The sequence below is a fragment of the Paenibacillus oceani genome (assembly GCF_014705615.1).
Taxonomy (GTDB): Bacteria; Bacillota; Bacilli; order Paenibacillales; family NBRC-103111; genus Paenibacillus_AB; species Paenibacillus_AB oceani.
In genome coordinates this window covers 109295-128589 of record NZ_JACXJA010000015.1, presented here as the reverse complement: position 1 = coordinate 128589, position 19295 = coordinate 109295, and the positions used below count along the sequence as shown (strand labels likewise).

Annotated in this window: 14 protein-coding genes, 1 pseudogene and 1 other annotated feature; of the genes and pseudogenes, 11 read left to right on the top strand and 4 right to left on the bottom strand. The window is 52.1% G+C overall.

The window, feature by feature from the left end; all coding sequences use genetic code 11:
• The first annotated feature begins 15 nt into the window (after positions 1 to 15).
• Positions 16 to 1779 carry a glycoside hydrolase family 35 protein gene (locus tag IDH45_RS12970; RefSeq protein ID WP_190928199.1) on the top strand — a complete coding sequence of 588 codons (1764 nt, stop codon included), beginning with the start codon at positions 16 to 18 and terminating at the stop codon, positions 1777 to 1779.
• 88 nt (positions 1780 to 1867) lie between these two features.
• Here the strand turns inward: IDH45_RS12970 and IDH45_RS12965 are convergent, their stop codons facing one another.
• Positions 1868 to 2839, bottom strand: a complete 972-nt coding sequence (locus IDH45_RS12965) for a phytanoyl-CoA dioxygenase family protein (protein WP_190928197.1) — start codon at positions 2837 to 2839, stop codon at positions 1868 to 1870.
• Positions 2840 to 2974: 135 nt separating this feature from the next.
• Positions 2975 to 3880, bottom strand: a complete 906-nt coding sequence (locus IDH45_RS12960; RefSeq protein WP_190928195.1) for an AraC family transcriptional regulator — start codon at positions 3878 to 3880, stop codon at positions 2975 to 2977.
• Between the two features lie 181 nt (positions 3881 to 4061).
• Positions 4062 to 4314: a binding site (T-box leader), on the top strand.
• A gap of 120 nt (positions 4315 to 4434) precedes the next feature.
• On the opposite strand from IDH45_RS12960, the gene IDH45_RS12955 reads away from it, so the two are divergent.
• From IDH45_RS12955 to IDH45_RS12945, 3 genes are all read left to right on the top strand, one after another.
• Entirely contained in the window at positions 4435 to 6114 is a 1680-nt protein-coding gene (locus IDH45_RS12955; protein ID WP_190928193.1) for a glutamine--tRNA ligase/YqeY domain fusion protein, read from the top strand.
• A gap of 203 nt (positions 6115 to 6317) precedes the next feature.
• Positions 6318 to 7199 (top strand): immunoglobulin-like domain-containing protein, encoded by an 882-nt coding sequence (locus tag IDH45_RS12950; protein ID WP_190928191.1) that lies wholly within the window; start codon positions 6318 to 6320, stop codon positions 7197 to 7199.
• Positions 7200 to 7774: 575 nt separating this feature from the next.
• On the top strand, positions 7775 to 9151 hold the full coding sequence (locus IDH45_RS12945; RefSeq protein WP_190928189.1) for a chymotrypsin family serine protease: 1377 nt from the start codon (positions 7775 to 7777) through the stop codon (positions 9149 to 9151).
• A gap of 372 nt (positions 9152 to 9523) precedes the next feature.
• Here IDH45_RS12945 and IDH45_RS12940 read toward each other — a convergent pair.
• Positions 9524 to 9712, bottom strand: a pseudogene (locus IDH45_RS12940) (helix-turn-helix domain-containing protein); the annotation flags it as partial.
• Positions 9713 to 9870: 158 nt separating this feature from the next.
• Here IDH45_RS12940 and IDH45_RS12935 point away from each other — a divergent pair.
• The 4 genes from IDH45_RS12935 (at position 9871) to IDH45_RS12925 (ending at position 12799) form a co-directional block, all read left to right on the top strand.
• Positions 9871 to 10185 (top strand): ArsR/SmtB family transcription factor, encoded by a 315-nt coding sequence (locus tag IDH45_RS12935; protein WP_190928187.1) that lies wholly within the window; start codon positions 9871 to 9873, stop codon positions 10183 to 10185.
• 83 nt (positions 10186 to 10268) lie between these two features.
• Positions 10269 to 10751 carry an SRPBCC family protein gene (locus IDH45_RS12930; RefSeq protein ID WP_190928185.1) on the top strand — a complete coding sequence of 161 codons (483 nt, stop codon included), beginning with the start codon at positions 10269 to 10271 and terminating at the stop codon, positions 10749 to 10751.
• Positions 10752 to 11216: 465 nt separating this feature from the next.
• Positions 11217 to 11339: a hypothetical protein gene (locus IDH45_RS34655; protein WP_263364809.1), complete on the top strand. Its 123-nt coding sequence runs from the start codon at positions 11217 to 11219 to the stop codon at positions 11337 to 11339.
• Complete coding sequence (locus tag IDH45_RS12925; RefSeq protein WP_190928183.1) at positions 11336 to 12799, top strand: arylsulfatase; 1464 nt, start codon at positions 11336 to 11338, stop codon at positions 12797 to 12799. The genes IDH45_RS34655 and IDH45_RS12925 overlap by 4 nt, the downstream gene beginning before the upstream one ends.
• Before the next feature lie 189 nt (positions 12800 to 12988).
• Here IDH45_RS12925 and IDH45_RS12920 read toward each other — a convergent pair whose 3' ends face one another.
• On the bottom strand, positions 12989 to 15298 hold the full coding sequence (locus tag IDH45_RS12920; protein ID WP_190928182.1) for an AraC family transcriptional regulator: 2310 nt from the start codon (positions 15296 to 15298) through the stop codon (positions 12989 to 12991).
• Positions 15299 to 15641: 343 nt separating this feature from the next.
• Between IDH45_RS12920 and IDH45_RS12915 the strand changes: the two genes are divergently transcribed.
• Genes IDH45_RS12915 through IDH45_RS12905 form a run of 3 tightly spaced genes read left to right on the top strand, consistent with a single transcriptional unit; the run spans position 15642 to position 19116 of the window.
• Complete coding sequence (locus IDH45_RS12915) at positions 15642 to 16613, top strand: ABC transporter permease (RefSeq protein ID WP_397327053.1); 972 nt, start codon at positions 15642 to 15644, stop codon at positions 16611 to 16613.
• Between the two features lie 27 nt (positions 16614 to 16640).
• Complete coding sequence (locus tag IDH45_RS12910) at positions 16641 to 17513, top strand: carbohydrate ABC transporter permease (RefSeq protein WP_190928181.1); 873 nt, start codon at positions 16641 to 16643, stop codon at positions 17511 to 17513.
• Between the two features lie 49 nt (positions 17514 to 17562).
• Positions 17563 to 19116 (top strand): extracellular solute-binding protein, encoded by a 1554-nt coding sequence (locus IDH45_RS12905; protein WP_190928180.1) that lies wholly within the window; start codon positions 17563 to 17565, stop codon positions 19114 to 19116.
• Positions 19117 to 19295 lie beyond the last annotated feature (179 nt).

The window sequence follows — 19295 nt, the reverse complement described above, 5'->3', positions numbered from 1 at the left end:
AAGGCGGCGCTGCTAATGCCACTGTTGGAAGCTACAAACGGACAATTTACGTATGACGGCCAGCCGTTACGAATTATATCCGGAGCGATTCATTATTTCCGCACCGTCCCCGAGTATTGGCATGACCGGCTGCAAAAGCTGAAAGCATGCGGCTTCAATACGGTGGAAACCTATGTCGCCTGGAATCTGCACGAGCCCCGGCCGGGAGCGTATAACTTCGAAGGGATTGCCGATATCGAGCAGTTTATCCGGACGGCGGGCGAGCTCGGATTACATGTGATCGTCCGGCCAAGCCCTTATATTTGTGCGGAATGGGAGTTCGGCGGGCTGCCGGCCTGGCTGCTGGCCGATTCGGATATGCGGCTGCGCTGCTTCCATAAGCCGTTTCTCGATCGGGTGGACGCTTATTACGACGTATTGCTGCCGAAATTCAAGCCGCTGCTGTCCACGAACGGCGGCCCGATCATCGCGATGCAGATCGAGAACGAATACGGCAGTTACGGCAACGATACGAAGTATTTGGACTATTTGCGGCAGGGCATGATCAGCCGCGGCATCGATGTGCTCCTGTTCACGTCGGACGGGCCGACCGATTCGATGCTGCAGGGCGGAACGGTGCCCGGCGTTCTCGCGACCGTCAATTTCGGTTCCCGGGTGGGGGAAGCGTTCGCGAAGCTGCGCGAATACGAAGCCAACGGTCCGGTCATGTGCATGGAATTTTGGAACGGCTGGTTCGATCATTGGGGCGAGCATCATCATACGCGGGATGCGGGCGATGTCGCGCGGGTTTTGGAAGAGATGCTGCAGGAGAACGGCTCCGTTAACTTTTATATGTTCCACGGCGGTACGAATTTCGGCTTCTACAGCGGTGCGAACTGTCCGGCGCCTAACCAGTTCCAGCCCACGATTACGAGCTATGACTACGACGTCCTGCTGACGGAAGCCGGAGAGCCGACGGACAAGTTTTACGCGGTGCGCGACGTGCTGGCCCGTTACGGATTCGCGCCCGGGGCGGAACTTCCGAAGCCAATCGCCAAGCGTGCTTACGGGAAAATCCGGACGGACCGGCAGACGGGGCTTTTCGACAGTCTGGACGTCTTGTCTGAGCCGATAGCTTCCGTATATCCGCAACCGATGGAGAAGCTCGGGCAAAACTACGGTTTTATTTATTACGAAACCCGGATTTCCGGACCGAGAGAGAAGCATCAGCTGAACTTGCAGGATGTCGCCGACCGGGCACTCGTATTCGTGGACGACCGGTTTGCGGGGACGATCGAGCGATGGGACCCGGAGACGAAAGTGTCTTTCGACGTTCCGAAGGAAGGCGTGAAGCTCGGCATCTTGGTCGAGAATATGGGCCGGATCAACTACGGTTCCTATATGAAGGACCGCAAGGGGATTACCGAAGGGGTTCGGTTCGGTTATCAGTTCCTGTTCGATTGGACGATTCGCACACTGCCGCTCGACGATTTGTCCGGTCTGACATTTGAAGCCGGAAGCGCCAGCGGGCAGCAAGGCCCGGTCTTCCACAAAGCGACGCTGCAGGCGGATCATCCGGCCGACACGTTTCTGTACTTGGACGGGTGGACCAAAGGCGTCGTCTGGGTGAACGGCTTCAACATCGGCCGTTACTGGAACAAGGGTCCGCAGAAAAGCTTGTACGTACCCGGACCGCTGCTCCGTGCGGGGGACAACGAGATCGTACTATTGGAGCTGCACGGAACGGAAACCGCCGAAATCGAGTTCAAGGACGTTCCCGATCTCGGTCCGACCGCTTAAATAATATCAAAACGAGCCCCATCTTCCAAATTTCCGGAGGTGAGAGCTCGTTTTTTTTAGCAGATCCTCTTCATGAAAGGACATCCGCCTACATTTCCATCTTGCCCATATCGCCGCCGGGCATCGCAACCATCATCGAGCCGGAGTCGTCGCCGGACACCGGCTCGGGCGACAGCTCCACAGCGGTTCCCAACTGGGGCACAGCGTAGGGCAGGTGCGTGCGTCCCCGGGCCAAAATATGGTTTTCGTTGGAGCCGCTCCAGGGCACCCACGAGCGGGCGTTGCAATAATGCAGCACATAAGCGCGGCGGAACCGGTCAGCCGTTTCGTTGCGATAAGACCGATGGAGCAGGTGAGAGTGGAAAAACAGTACGTCGCCCGGCTCGGCGATGACCGGAACCGACTCTCCGTATTTCGCGGCGATCTCCGATAAATTGTTGACGGAATCATCCAGATTACTTGGAGCGCTGGCCGGAACGAGACCTTGAATGTGCCGTTCGTCGGCATGCACGTAACCTTTCCTCGCCTCCGGCGGCGGATAAATCGGCTCATGGTGAGAGCCGGGAGCGACCCACAGGCAGCCGTTGGACTCATCGGCCCGGTCCAGCGCGACCCACGCACCGATCAGGCTGTCCGGTTGAGTCTGGATGTAGAACGAGTCCTGATGCCAGCCCTGGCCGCCTTTTCCCGGAGGGTTGAAGAACAGCATCGATTGCAAAGCGAGGACGTCCGGACCGATCAACGCTTCGAGTACGTCCAGCACGAGAGGATGCAGCAGTCCCCATTCCGCCGTCTTATTGTGCAGATGCGGCATATGCATGCGGGCGGAGGAGAGCCGCTCGGTTTTGTTCGTTCCTTTCATCCAGGCGTGCTCGCGGGACAGATGATCCAGCTCCGTTACGCGGCCGTGGTAGATATCGTCCGTCCAGCTCAGCAGCCGCTCGGTGTCTTCCTTTGCCAATAACCCTTTTACGAGCAAATAGCCGTTTTTGTGGTAGTCAACATACTGGTCGACCGATACGGTGTAACGAATACGTTCTTGAGGCTTTACTTCGCTCATTCCTTCGTACCCCTCTCCTTCGGATATCTTTATTGTCAAGGAAACGGAGAAATCCGGCAATGTACGAAGGCGAAACAATGATGGACAAATTTGATCTTATCGTCAGCAGATTGTAGCGGAACGGGTCCTGCGTATTTATTCATCCGGCCCCGGGTTGTCCAGAATGAAGTAGTGGTTTAACGGGTAAAACCGGCCCCAATCGTCGGGAGGGGCAAGCTCCCTCATCCGGGCGTCCCCGTATTTTCGCCGATACTCGGTCGCGGTCATTCCTGTCGTCCGGCGGAAAAGCCGGTGAAAGTAATATTCGTCGGCAAAGCCGAGATCACGCGCGATCTGCTTGATGCTGTCGGTGCGCTGCAGCAGAAGCTGAGCGGCTGCATTCATTTTGCGTCGGATGATCCAGTGCTTCGGGGCATGCCCGACATGCTGCTGGAACGTTCGTGTAAAATGCTCGTGGCTCCATCCGGCAAGCCGGGCCAGCTGCTCCACTTCGATCTGCTCTCTGGAATGGGCCTCGATATATTGCAGCGCACCGGAGATTTGAGGAGGCATCGTTCTCTCGTCGTACGGGCCGGAGTCGGATTCCGTCTCCAGTCCGCTCTCCAGCTCTTCGAGCATGTACAGCAAGAGCTTCTCGGCCATCGTTCTCCATCTGGGCGGCTTCACATGGAACAGATACAGCATCTGCTTCATGTGCTGCGGGATGAGCGACCGGTCTTGCACCGGGATTACGCTATATTGAAAGTCTTTAAGCAGGCGATAATGGATCAAGCCGGATAACGGGTCGACGTCGAAATGAACGAACAGATGACGGCACGGGCTGTCCGGATCGAAGCGGTACTCGTGCAGTTCGCCGGGACGCGTAAGCAGGACGCAAGCAGAATCGAGAATATGTCCCGTGCCGTCGGCTTCGTACCTCGTCCGGGAGCCCACCGGAAAATAGACGATCTCGTAGTCAGTTAGCAGTCTCGGTCCGAGATGGCGCCCAGCCTTTACGTTGACGTCGCCCGCGCGGTGAAATCGGATCTCGCGATTGTTCATCAGGATACCGGCTCCTTCTTTATGGCAATGGCTTCTTCTATTATACCGTCTGTCCGGAGGGGAGAAAACGGAAACCGGCTTGTACTTGCGCGGGACCCGGCTGCGGACGCCTCATGTTTTCGCTGGATCCGAATAGTGGTTTACATCTTAGGGAATGATTTGTTATCATAATAGCAATATTTGAAACGCGATGATGAGAAGAGTAGGGGAGAACGTACCTGTACAGAGAGCTCCGGACGGTGAAAAGGAGCCGGGTGCTTCCCCCGAACCAAGCCTCTGAGCAGCATGCCGGAACCGCACGCGGGGATGGATGACGGGAGCTCCCGTTATAGAGCTAGAGTATAAGCATGGCCTGTCATGCCGTACTTGAAGAGGTTAATATGGCGACATATTAACGAATCTGGGGTGGTACCACGAGAACCTTCGTCCCCAAGACATAACGTCTTGGAGGTGAAGTTTTTTTTGTTTTACCCGTGTTAACTTGGACCGGGCACTACGTACTGCAGAGAAGTTTGCATGTTGCCACAAACCCAGACTCAGGAGGAGGACTCGCTATGACCAACGAAAAGGAACCGACAACCGAACACTTTTTATATAAACGGATTGTGGAGGAGCTTGAATCGAATCCGTTCCATCGGACCATGTGTACGCGGTTTCCGCCCGAGCCCAACGGTTACCTCCATATCGGGAGCGCGTATGCGATCCAGACGAATTATTCGATGGCGCAAAAGTTCAACGGCCGGTTTCATCTGCGGTTCGACGACACGAATCCGCTCAGGGAAGATATCGAATACGTGAACGCGATCATCGAAGATATCCGCTGGCTTGGCTACGACCCGGGGCCACATATTTATTATGGTTCCGACTATTCGGAACAAATCTGCGAAGCTGCGGTCACCTTGATCCGGAAAGGAAAGGCATACGTCTGCGATCTGACGCCGGAGGAAGTAACCGAATATCGGGGGACGCTGACGGAGCCGGGCAAAAACAGCCCTTACCGCAACCGGACCGTGGAAGAAAATTTGGAGCTGTTCGCCAAAATGAAAAATGGCGAATTTCCGGCCTCCTCCAAAGTGCTCCGCGCCAAAATCGATATGAGCTCGCCAAATATCAACATGCGTGACCCGATTATTTACCGGATTGTTTATGCCGAGCATTACAGGACGAGCAGCGACTGGTGCATCTACCCGATGTACGATTTCGCCCATCCGATCCAAGATGCGATCGAAGGCATCACGTATTCGTTATGTTCGATTGAATTCAAAGATCACCGCCCTCTGTATGAATGGGTGTTACAGGAGCTGGATATCCCCGAGCCTCCGCGGCAGCGGGAGTTCGGACGGCTGAGCTTGACGGGCGTGGTGACGAGCAAGCGGTTTTTGAGACAGCTGGTGGAAGAAGGCCACGTGGACGGCTGGGACGATCCCCGTCTGCCGACACTGCGGGGGCTGCGGCGAAGAGGGTTCACTCCCGAAAGCATTCGCGGCTTTATCGAAGAAATCGGCAGTATCCGGACGCAAAGCACCGTCGATATCTCGCTGCTCGATCATTGCCTCCGACAAGATCTGAAGCAACAAACGGTGAGTGTCATGGCGGTTCTGAATCCGCTCAAGGTGGTCATTACCAATTACCCGGACAATCACACGGAATGGCTGCCGATCGAGAATAACAGCGAAAACGAGGCGATGGGGAAACGCGAAGTACCGTTTTCCAAAACGATATATATCGAGCGCGACGATTTCATGGAAGTTCCGTCGAAAGGGTATCACCGGCTCAGTCCGAATGCCGAGGTTCGGCTGAAGGGAGCCTACTTCATCCGCTGCGAGGACGTGATCAAGGACCCGGTAACCGGGGAGGTCGCGGAGCTGCACTGCACGTATGATCCGCTTACGAAGAGCGGTAGCGGTTTTACAGGGCGTAAGGTGAAAGGAACGATTCACTGGGTGTCGGCCGAACAAGCGGTGAAGGCGGATGTCCATCTCTACGAGAAGCTGCTGCTGGAATCGGGTATTCCGGGGGAAGAAGACGGGGATTGGGCGGATGTGCTGAATCCGGAGTCGCTTGTAATTGTCAAGGATGCTTGGATGGAGCCCTTTGTGAATCAGGCCCGTCCGGAGCAAAAGTTCCAGTTTTTCCGTCATGGCTACTTTTGTGCGGATCGGAAGTATACGACGGGCGATAAGCTGGTATTTAACCGGATCGTCCCTTTGAAAGATACATTTAACCGAAAATAACGGTTCATCCGGAACAAGATCGTTGATCAGCTATGTGGCTGCCGTTCGAAAGAGCGGCGGCATTGCTGCGTTTGCCCGCGTACGAGCAATTCGCAAAGTATCGAAGAATATCGGTATGTAAAATTCTGAAAATGAAGGAACAATTTCACCTCCGTCCACGTTAATAAATGTAGATAAAAAGGTAGAGGGGGATGGGGAGAAACATGGCTCGAATATTGCTGTCGGCAGCCTATGTATTTCTGGTCGTTATCCTGACGGCTGGATGTGTTCAAGAGCAAGACGTGCCACAAGCTAGCGGGAAGCAGCTGTCCAACGCGGTTCATTATTCAGTCTCGATGGGGGCAAACAAGAATCTTGCCAAGAGCGATGCAGACGGGGCGGACCGGCACTATGAGGAGGTGCAGCCTCCTACCGGTACATGGACAGACGGCAGAGGCATCGGATCGGCGATCGCCGCGGGTTACAAGAAGCCCTGCGAAGAAGTAAGCGCACTGCTGCACATCATCGAACCGGAGAAAGCCAAAGGAATCGAAACTCGTACAATCCGGTACAAGCTGACCGAACGCGACCGGCAGGGGCAATTGATCCGGGGCGTGGCCGAGCATACGGAGCACATGGATCTGGAGCTTGCCTATTCCAACTTTTCAACGAAGCTGCCTGACCATGAAGGAACCTACTATCTCCTGACCGTCGAGATTATGGATGGCAACGCAGTGGAGGATACGGTGTTATCGCTTCTTACAGTTCCCGTACAGAAGGTGGAAGCGGTATTAAAGCTGGATCAGACGACGTATTCCCGCAGCGCCAAGCCAGTCCTTACGATGTTGAACACCGGCCCGGCCCCCCTGTTTTTCGGATTGGACTACAAGTTCGAACGCAAGGAGGGAGACGACTGGACTGTTGTCCCGACGGGCAAAAACATCGGCGTAGAAGCTATCGGTTATGAGTTGGCCGAGAATGGCGAATGGGAGCAGACGATCGAATTCAAGCATATAGCGCCCGGTCAATACCGGATCGGCAAAACCGTTAATGGCCAAGGGACGTCGATTGAAAAGACGGTGTTTGCCGAGTTTGAGGTGCGGTAGGGGGAAACGGGCGGGATGTACGCTGGAATGATCCTGGCATGGGGCGGTTTATAAATGAGGATACGTATGAAGGGGATATTTCGAATCCGCTGACGTTAATTTGTATACGTATGTTGGGAATAACCCTGGTGTGTTTTTTACGTGGTGAATTTGAGATTATGGGGATCAGTAGCAAATCGGCATGAAAAGGCCATCTTCCGAACAAATAAGGAGGAGGCCTTTTCAAATATCCTTGGAGAGGTGGCGTCGTTACCGCGCCACCTATTATCGACGCCACATGTCTCTTATAACAGAAAATCTATTGCTATCTTTTCATCATTTCATGGCTTAGTCTGGTGAGCCAATTGCAAAGCCCCCCTACGGGGGCCTATAGTGGCTAATCTATAGAGCCAAGGATGCAAGTAATAGTATATATAAATATTTGAGTTGTTCACTTTCCTCTTATGGTATATATTAGTAAATGAAACTATATGTATCATATATGATTTAAAGATACATATTGAATCGAGGTGATGTTTCACAGAGAACTACTATGTATTGAAAAATGAGAAAAGAAATCAGAGGAGGAAATACCGTTGAAGATGAAACACCACATTAAGGCAATTTTATTTACATTTCTTCTACTCTTTGTGACCGGTTCCAGTATTTCATTTGCCCAAGATCCTAAAATTGAAGAAGGAAACATAATAATATCTGAGCAATTACCGTTAGATCCTCAAGTGTTACTAAATAATGCATTACAATTTCGAAAAGCAAACGGCCTAGATATTACGATAGAAAACTTAAAAACACTTATTTCACAAAAGACAAGTTATACCGCATCAGAACAAATGACAGGACCTATTACCGAGAGTGAGCTATCAGTAGTAATTGGTAATTCAAAATTTAGAGACGAGTTACCTGATCTGGAAAAAGAAATTAAAGCGAACTACCAAAAATATTACGGCGGTCTTTATTTGAAGCCTGGGAAAGCAGTCATCCTACTGACCGACATTTCAAATGAAATAACATCATCAATTGCGAGAAAAACACCTGAAAGTAATCGACTGGAATTCCAAAAAGTTGATTACACGTTGCAACAACTTCAACAAATTAGAGATAAAATTGCAAGTTTAACGGATAAAAATGTCCTTACAAGTTTCGGTATTGATATTCTTAAGAATCGGGTATATGTATCAGTTGTAAATGATAGTAAAGAAAATCAAGATATTATCTTAAATCTCATTGATCCAAAATATGTTATTTTTGTTAAAACAGAACCGATCGTATTAAATGCAGAAGATAATAACAAATATAGACCCGATATTCCTGCTGGAGCATACATTGGGAAATATACAGCGGGTGATTGTACTGTCGGATTTTACTCAGTAATCAATAATAAGAATTCTCTTGTAACAGCTGGGCATTGTGATTGGAATGGATCTACAGCCACATGGTATCAACCATATGATGCGCCTTTTCAATCAAACAGTATCGGCACATGGGCTGGTAGGACAAGCGGTGATACTACTGTCGATGCTGGATACATCAATTTAAGTTCACACACATATGTTTCGAGGTATGTCACTCATCAACCTTCTGGTAATGTGGCTATTGGTAGACAGCAGGACAATGTATACGTTGGAGATACGGTCTATACAAGAGGGGCTAAAGGCGGTACCGTTTACACAGGTACTGTCACTAAAACAGGTCATAGCGAACTTTTTCCGAGTGGTTCTGGTTATAATACGGTAAGCAACCTTGTTCTTACAACTAATTCATCAGGTGTAGTTGGGGATAGTGGGGGCTTTGTAGGTCTATTCAACTGGAATTCCTCCAAAAGTAGATTTGATTATGTATTAGTCGGTATTCATAACGGTACTAAACCTTCTACACCTCCTTCACAGTTTTTTTCTCCACTAGGTTCGATAAAGTCTGCTCTGGGAATTACCGACGTTTTTTTAGATAATTGAACTGACATAAAGAGCCTGCCTTAGGGAATCAGCTTGTTGAGAAGCCTCAACAGGCTATTTTCTGTATATCTGGCATAATTGAAAGGGATAATCATGATAACCAGATTCGGCGAAATAACTCAAGTCGATATCCAATATCACGATTGAGGGCACTTACTGTCGAGGGTAAAGAACTTGTATGCGTAGGAATCCGCTTAGTTCGGTGATTTTTCATTTTAAGGATATATGTTCTTGTCCACGTCCAAAGACAAGAACATATATTCTTACCCATATGAAGGACAAGAACATATCCTGCCAAATGCATCCTGTCAGTAGGGCATTTGCTGCACTTTCTAGCGTTAAGCGGTACGAAGGGGGAAGGGCTTGCGGAGTTCAAGAACGTTTTTTGGCGCGGGACGGGTAAGGCATTTTTTGATCGGTGCGGCCGAGCAAATAATCGATGCTCGTTTGATGGAAATCGGCCAATGCAATTAAGAGCGTTGTCGGAATATCCAACTTCCCTCGTTCGTAATCGCTGTAGGTTCGCTGCTTGATGTTCAGATACTCGCACAGTTTCTCTTGTGATAGATCCTTATTTTAGCGCATGTTCCGTATTCGTTCATAGACCACGGGTACTCACCTCAAGATGAGTATAGTTCAGTGGATAACCCACTGCAATAAAGAATTAATTATTTATTATATAACTTGACAGAAATATAACCGAAAAGTAATATAATTTTATGAACAAGGACAAACTTTTCGAAGTGCTGGCCGAGCCTAACCGGAGGCGTATGCTTGACTATTTGCGGTTTCGGGAGCGAACGGTCGGGGAACTGGTCGCGTTATCTTCATTGAGCCAGCCCGGGGTGTCGAAGCATCTTCGCATTTTACGGGAAGCCAATCTGGTGAGCGTGCGTAAAGAAGCACAAAATCATCTGTATCGACTGAATGCCGAGCCTCTGCAGGAGATCGCGGATTGGTTCGAGCCGTACCGGCAATTTTGGTCGTCCAAGCTGGACGATTTAGAGAATGCACTTGATGAAGAGCGGGAGTAACCGAACATACTATGATCGAATTTTTTGCGGCCCGTAATCAGAAGAAGGAAACCCATTCCGAGCGAACAAAGAGGAGGAACCCGATGTTAGCCGTTGTGGAGCAAGTTCCGGGCGGATACAAAGCCCGTTTCGAACGTCGCTTGAAGCATCCCGTCGAGAAAGTATGGTCGTACTTGACCGAGAACGACAAGCTGGCGAAATGGTTTGCCGAGTTGTCGGTCGACGATCTCCGGGAAGGGGGCGTGATCAAGTTTGACATGCAGGACGGCACGTTTGAGGAGCTTCGGATTATCGAACTGAAACCGTATTCGGTGCTCGAATATATGTGGGGCGAGGACCGGGTCCGTTTCGAGTTGTACCCGGAGACCGAAGGATGCCGACTCGTGTTAATTGAGCACATTCATAAGCTTACCGATCATACTCCGAAAGATCTCGCCGGCTGGCATGTATGCCTGGATGCTATTATCGCCCTGATGGACGGTAGAACGATTGAATCGCGGGAAGACGAATGGAAAATCTGGTACGATAAGTATTCGGCGCTGCTGACCAATTTTCCAAAAAGTTAGTCAAAAAGTAATGTAACTCAAGACCGCCATCATTTGGCGGTTTTCATTGAAAGATCAGATGGTTAAGTTCTTCACCGTGCTAAAGTGAGCAGGGTGGTAGGTTTGATGTAGAAGAGAGCACGTAAGAGTCAAAGGGAATGGGTATTGGAGCGGAAAGTTTGGGTGTGAATTTGGCATGGACCTCGCCAAAATCACACTCGGGCCGCATTTGAAGTCGTGTTGTAACCGCAAGACCTAAAAAAGACAACACGATTCAACGAGCGGCTGGAGCCCGGTATCCATTCCCTCCCACGCACAAACGTTTGGGTTTGCACGTAAAAGGATTGTCAGGAGTTTTTACCTTACGGTTTTTCATTGCACAAATGGTCAAAAAATCGAACGGAATGTATATGGCATCCTGCGAAACGCTGGATTATGATGATAACGCAAGCGATCGGATAAGGATAAAGGAAAGGCGGAGAACGCATGACAACCTTCGAAACGGCAGCGGCACGATTCCTCTCCGGCGACAATCCGGACAGCGGAAGAGTCGTACCTGCCAACTGTAACCGATCCGGGCGGACTACGATGGAGCTGGGACGCGAATGAAGACGAACCTCTTGCTGATTACAGTCGACCAGATGCGTTACGACTGTCTGAGCGCGCTCGGACATCCGGTCGTGGAGACGCCGAATCTGGACAAGCTTGCCCGCGGCGGGGTTTTGTTCGCGAACGCATACTCGGCGACGCCGACCTGTATACCGGCCCGTGCTGCGATCTTCACCGGCATGAGCCAGCGGTCTCATGGAAGAGTCGGCTACCGGGAAAAGGTGCCTTGGGATTATCCCCACACACTGCCCGGCGAGCTGGCGAAAGCCGGTTACCATACCCAATGCGTCGGCAAAATGCATGTTTATCCGGCCCGCAATTTGTGCGGCTTCCATAACGTCGTACTGCACGACGGCTACCTGCACTACAGCCGCAGCAACAGCGGGATGCCGATGGCGAGCCATTATGACGAGAACGACGATTACTTGCACTGGCTGCGCCAGACGGCGGGAGCCGAAGCGGATTTGACGGACCTTGGTCTTGACTGCAACGCCTCTACGGTGACCCGGCCCTGGCATCTGGAGGAGCGGCTGCACCCGACGAATTGGACGGTCACGCAATCGATCGATTTTTTGCGCAGAAGAGATCCGCGCAAGCCGTTTTTCTTATGGACGTCGTTCGTCCGTCCGCATCCGCCGTTCGACCCGCCGCAAGCCTACTTCGATATGTACCGCGATCTGGAGATGCCGGAGCCTCCGGTAGGCGATTGGGTCGATGTCGAGGCGGCGGCGCGTTGCGGAACCGATCCGACGGGGCTGTCGGGTATATTGCCGAAGCGGCGGCTGAACCGGGCGAGAGCCGGCTATTATGCCTTGATCACCCATCTGGACGATCAGATCGGTCGGCTGCTGAACGCTTTGCAGGAGTACGGCCTATACGGGAATACGCTGGTCGTATTCGCTTCGGATCATGGCGAGATGCTCGGCGATCATTATTATTTCCGCAAAGCGCTTCCTTATGAAGGAAGTGCCAAAGTACCGTTGATCGTCTGCGATCCGGGAGGCCGGCTGGGTCTGCAAAACGGGAGCCGTATCGGCAATGTGGTTGAGCTGCGCGACCTGATGCCTACGCTGCTTGATGCTGCAGGCGTCCCGATTCCGGAATCGGTCGAGGGGAAGAGCGTGCTGACCTTGTGCCGCGGAGACGAGACGGCCTGGCGCGACTATATCCATGGGGAGCACGCTTACGGGCAATTGTCGCATCACTACGTGACGGACGGCGTATCCAAATACGTCTGGTACTCCCAGAGCGGCGAGGAACAGCTGTTCGACTTGAAGGACGACCCGCAGGAACGGGTTAACTTGGCGGGGCAAGCGTCAATGCAAAACACGCTAAGTCTGTGGAGAAATCGACTTGTCCGGGAACTGGAGGGGCGGGAAGAGGGTTATGTGCAGGATGGGTCGCTTATAGCGGGACAGCCGCCTCGCTCTTGCCTGGATCACCTGACTGCGGGCTTGTAAACGAAAAAAGCCAAGCTGCCTCCAACATCACTTTGCGATGCTTGGAACACCGCCAAGCCGAACTTTTTTGAGAAGAAGGACCTCAATCTCCACCTGACCGTGGAAGTTGAGGTCCTTTCGTTTGGGAGATGGGAAGGTTCCCGTGTCATGCGATGCTTTTGGGCAACCTTTTGGCATTGTAGCTGCGAATTATCCGGGACTCCGGGAAAACTTCTCGCGGAACTGGCCGGGCGTCAGCTCGGTGCTTTTCTTGAACAGCCGGATCAGGTAAGACGGCTGGTATCTGAGCGCTTCGGCGATATCGTTGACTTTCATATCCGTCGTCAGAAGCAGTTCTTTGCACTTCTCGATCCGCAATCCGGTCAAGTAATCGATAAAATTGACGCCTTTCACTTGCTTGAAGCTGCGGCTCAACTTGAACGAACTGATTCCGTACCGGCTGGCGTACAGATCAAGCGAGACGTCGGTCAGCAAGTCACGGTGCAGCTCCTCCACGACCCGATCGACGATCGATCTCGTCTCGGAATCGAAGGAAGAGGTTGCCGAACGAACGAACGGTTCGATGACCGAAACGGAAAACCAGCGGATCATCTCGTCCGGGTTGCGGAGTCTCATCAAATCCTCGTACAGATGGGCGCCGCCATACACGCTGTCGGGATTCATCCCGGCGCGGAATACGGCGTCATACACGCTTCCGAGCAGCTTAAGCATCGCCTGCTGGACGTGCATCTGTGTGCCGGCCTTGCTGCGGATCGCTTCGACGAACCTCTGAACGCCGTCAGCCGCTTCCTCGCTAAGCCCCATGCGCATCGATTGAATGATGTCTTTCTCCAGTTCGAGCGGAAAGTCGATAGGGCCCATATCGGGCAGCATATCCTCCACGTCCAATAGGTCGATCGGCTCGTTCGGATCGCGTCTGCGCAGCGTTTTGGACGTCTCATCCAGCAGTCCGGGCAAGGCGAGCGCCGAATCCGTCAGCTTGCCGACGGCGATCGCTACGTTCACCTTCAACAATCCGCTCAAGGCGGAGGCGATATCGGCCGCTAACGCAAGCAGCGTTTCTTTGGCCTTCGGCGCCGGTACCGAATTGTCGATCGCGAGCAGGACGCCGACGGTCGAATTCTGGAAGTTGATCGCATGCGCATGAACGGCCGCGGTCCGGCACAGCTCCTGCATGATGTTGGCGGCCGCATAATCGATCAACTGCTCGTCCCGGTCGGAAAACTTAGCAGCCGGCGTTCCTTTCCCGTACAAACCCGCTACCAGAAACGCAAACCGGGTTCCTTCCACGTTCCACTCGTACTGCCGCAGCTTCTCGATCACTTCTTGATCGGAAAACGGCATGATTCTCCCTTGCAAAAACTGCAGCAAATACCCTTCCCTGAGCGACGGCAGCGATTGCTGCAACTGTCCTTGCAGAAGCTCGCTCTCGTCCAATTGCAGCTTCCATTGGCGTTCGATATATGCTATCTCGTTCATCCGGTCGCTGCCGGTTTCTTTGGCCGAATGAAACAAACCGACCAGCCGCTGGATCGGGTTATAGATCCGTTTGGACGCAAACCACGACAACAGCAGCGCCAGTGCAAGGCCGAACGCGCTGACCGCAACGATCATGCGGGACATGTCGTTCACCGGGGCGGTGATCCGGTCGAGAGGGGTGGCCGAGACATAGATCCAGTCTTTGCCGAGCCTGGAGAGATGACCGTACGAGACGGAATAGCTCGTATCCTTCCATTTATACACAAAAGTATCCTGGGACGCTTCCATAGCAAGAATCCGCTTGGTCAGCGTCTCCCGCAGTCCGATATCGCCGTGGTCATGAGCCGACAGAATCGAGCCGTCCGGATTCATCAAGAATGCGTTTCCATCTGCGGCAGCAAGCGGGCTGACCAATTGATCCAGCGCCCCCTGATTCAAATAAATCAGGAACGCTCCGAAAGGCTGATCGCTGAACGTCGGGTACAGCTTGGTTACTACGCCTTTGTAAGACGAATGGTTCGGGTCGAGCTTGGCCAGGCTGTCCGTCCAATAGATTTTGCGGTCCGTATCGAGCAGCGCTTGAAAAGCGCGGACGCTGTCTTCGCTCTGCAGCGTACGTACGCCCCAATGGTCGCTGATTACCTTGCCGGAGTCTTTCAAATAAAACGCAACGTCGAAAATTAACGGATTGCTGTCTTTCATCAGAGCGAGAGAGAGGTATAAATCCTTCGTTTTCTGAAACTGCTCTGCGAAGTTCAACGAAGCGAGCGATTCGTCAAATTCGGGATTAAACGCAAGCTGGGCGGAGAACAGCTCCAGACGGGACAAATATTCGTCGGTTTGCCGGATGGATTGATTCAACTGCTCCTGGTGCGCTTGATTCAGCTCGCGTACGATAGGTTCGGCACCAAAATTATAGATGCCGATTCCGATGAGCAAGGCCGGAAGACAAGTGATGGCGAGGACAAGCACAAGACTTTTCCAATAAAACGAACCTTTGCGATGTTCCGTTTTTTTCATGATGCCGGTCCCTTTCCGCCGAAAATGGTTGCCGCGTTCTTCCGTGCGAAGAACGACGATGCCTTTCCTATTTTACCTAATCGGATAGCCGAGTTCAACGCTTTGCAAAACAATACTATCGCCGGAAATCCGCATAGGATCAACGCTTTTCGCTTACAAGATGTTATTATTGCCGGAAATGGTCTGCAGGTTATAGGATGGAGCCATGGAAGAGACGGAGGAGAGCTGCTCCGGTTAAGGCCGTCCGTCCAAGGCGGTTTCGTGCGGAATAAAGAACACCGTCCGGCCCATCCGAAGCGGCAATAACCATTCTAACACAAGAAAGAAACGGGGGATACTTGCATTGAAAGCCAACACGAGCGCTCCACCAACCACCACTCCGGCCATACCGTCCGACAAAACATCGAAGCTGCGCCGCCTGGCTTCCGATTTGTCCAGAGACAAATATTTGTATCTGCTGGCGCTGCCCGGACTGCTGTATTTCATTATTTTCAAATACGTGCCGATCGGCGGGCTGATCATCGCGTTCCAAGACTACTCGCCTTACTTCGGTATTTTGAAGAGCGAGTGGGTGGGACTGGAGCATTTCGAACGTTTTTTCTCCAATGACGATTTCGGGATGCTGCTGCGCAATACGATGATGATCAGCTTGATGAACATTGTGTTTTTCTTCCCGCTGCCGATCCTGCTGTCTCTGATGCTGAACGAGCTGCGAAGCATGGCGTATAAGCGGATCGTCCAGACCGTCGTCTACATTCCGCATTTTTTGTCCTGGGTGCTTATATCCGGGCTGACGTACTTAATGCTGTCGCAATCCGAAGGGCTGATCAACAAAGTTATCCACGAATTCGGAGGAGAACGAATCGGCTTTTTGACCGATCCCGACATGTTCTGGGGACTGCTGACCGTACAGGTGATGTGGAAAGAAGCGGGCTGGGGGACGATCATTTTCCTCGCGGCGATCGCAGGCGTCGATCCGCAGCTGTACGAGGCGGCCGTCGTCGACGGAGCCGGGCGGTTCCGCAAAATGTGGCATATTACACTGCCGGCCATTCGCAACGTAATCGTCATCTTGTTTATTTTGAGACTCGGCTCCGTTATGGATGTCGGCTTTGAGCAAGTGTACCTGATGATGAACGGAGCTGTATCCAATGTGGCGGACGTATTCGATACGTATGTGTATCGCAACGGCGTGCAGCAAGGTCAATTCAGCTACAGCACGGCCATCGGTCTGTTCAAATCGATCGTAGGCATCGTTCTCGTCGTCGCCGCCAACAAGCTGGCCAAACGATTCGGCGAAGAGGGCGTTTATTAAACCGTATCCGCAGGAGGGAGAAATCATATGCGCAGAAGCTGGGGAGACCGGTTATTCGAAACAGGCAACGCTGCGGTACTTGCGATTGTCAGCCTGGCCTCGATCTTTCCGATTTATTATACATTCGTCTTATCTTTCACCGATCCGGCGGAATATTATCAGAAACCGCTCATTTTATTTCCGGAAAACTGGACGCTCGACGCATACCGTTATTTAATGTCGACGGACACGTTTTTGAACGCAATCGGCAACAGCGCATTTCTGGCGACAGTTGGAACCGCATTCAGTCTGATCGTCACCTCGGGTCTCGCTTATGCGATATCGCGCAAAAGACTCCGGTTCCGCCGCGTCATCATGTTCGGCGTGCTGTTCACGATGCTGTTTCAGCCGGGACTGATCCCTTCGTATCTGATCGTCCGTCAGGTCGGGCTGATCGACAGCATCTGGTCACTGATTGTCCCGGCTTTGACCGGCGGGTGGTTCGTGCTGCTGATGAAAGGGTTTTTCGACAGCATCCCGGACAGCCTGGAGGAGGCGGCGCGCATCGACGGCGCTAATGAGATCGGGATCTGGTTCCGCATCATTTTACCGTTGTCGCTTCCCGCGATGGTCGCGTTCGGCCTGTTCTTTGCGGTCGGTTACTGGAACACGTTTTTCTCGGCGATTATGTTCATCAACGATCAACGCAAATGGCCGCTTCAAGTCATCCTGCAAAATATGCTCGTCGATCCGAGCACGTCCAATGCAAGCGTAGCCGATTTCCGGACGAGCCAGAAAATGCCGACGGAGACGCTGAAGATGGCCGCTGTCGTGATTGCTACCGTACCAATTATGCTGGTGTATCCGTTCTTGCAGAAGCACTTTGCCAAAGGAGCAATGGTGGGGTCTGTAAAAGAATGATCACATATCCGTTTTTGTTGTACACTATCATTAATAGGAGGTCACCGAGATGAACAAAAGAAACAGAGGCTGGCAAGCGGCAGGCGCCGTTTTGCTGGGCACATCACTCGTCGTATCGGCTTGCGGCGGCACCGGCTCGTCCGGAAGTACGGACGGCGGAGCCAAGGGAACGAGTCCGGAAGGCGGCAAAACGGAAATTACCGAAATTACAATGAACACGCTCAGCTATGGAACGGAGTTTCCGGACGACAATAACGCCATCGTCAAAGAGTTCGAGAAACGGACGAACACGAAGCTGAAAATCGACTGGGTGCCGGCGACGACGGCCGAGGACAAGTTCAACGTGCTGTATGCGTCGGGCAATTTACCGGACCTGACATTTGTTGAAGATCTGGATAACCAGCAGATCCGCAATATGATCAAGCAAGGCGTCTTCTGGGACCTGACCCCGTTTATTAAAGATTACAAAAACTTGTCCAATCCCGCGATCAAGGATATGTGGGAAATGTCCAAAATCGGCGGGAAAAACTACTCCGTTCCGCGGTTTTATCCGAAACACGGCGGCGGCGTCTTCCCGATGCTGCGCAAGGATTGGCTGGATAAGCTGAACCTGAAAGTGCCGGAAACGATGGATCAGCTGTTCGATACGCTCAAGGCGTTCAAGGACGGCGATCCGGACGGCAACGGCAAAGCGGACACGATCCCGTATTCGGCAAGCGCGGCATACATGGGATTTGTCTATAACGTCTATAACGACACCCAAGGGGCCTGGAAGCTGCGGGACGGCAAGCTGTACCCGATCATTACCGAGGACGCTTCGCGAGACGCTTTGCAGTGGCTGAAAAAAGCGTACGATGCCGGATTGTTCCCTCCTGATTTCGCCATTATGAAGTTCTCGCAAATTAACGATACGCTTCACGCCGGCAAGGCCGGGGGCGCCGGTTATGCGATGAATGCCGCGCTGTCCCGTACGGTGGAGATCAAGAAAGTGGTGCCGGAAGCGAACCTGATCCCGCTTGTATCGCTGGCAGGACCGTCCGGAAGCAAATTTACGCCGTCCGGAGCGCCGTTCTACGGACATTTCCTCATCCCGAAAAAAGTATCGGAAGCCAAGGTGAAAAAGATATTGTCGTTCCTCGACTACGGCTATAGCCCGGAAGGGAACGAACTGGCCAACTACGGAGTGAAGGACGTACACTTCAACGAAAAAGACGGGCTTAAAGTGCCGACCGATCAATTCAAAAAAGACAAGGTCGAAGAAGGGTTCCAATACATCTTCCTGAAGCTGAGCGACGAGCAGGTGCTGGGCGACCCTTCACTGACGACGAAAGAAATTTACGCGCGCAACCAAAGCATTTTGGACGAACGCAAAAAAATTATCGTCCCGAACCCGGCCTTCGGACTCGTCTCCGAATCGAACACGAAGCTGATGCCGGATCTGAAGAAAAAAGTCGATGATATGCGCATCAAAGTCATACTCGGTCAAGAGTCGATGCAGGCTTACGACGATTTCATCAAGAAATTGAAGGAAGACCCGAACCTGAAAAAGATCGAGAAAGAAATGAACGATGCGTACGCCGAAAAAGGTACCGCAGCGAAATAACGTTCGCAGAGCATCCCGTTATAGGATCTCAGCCGTCCGACACGTCCGGACGGTTTTTTCTATTTACTCTCAAGTGCGACTGGCAGTCATCCAGCAAGTGAAGTCCAAATAAATAGGGCATGTCGGGGTATCAAAATGTATCAGATCGGTCGATAAGAGAGGGGACAGCGGATTTAACG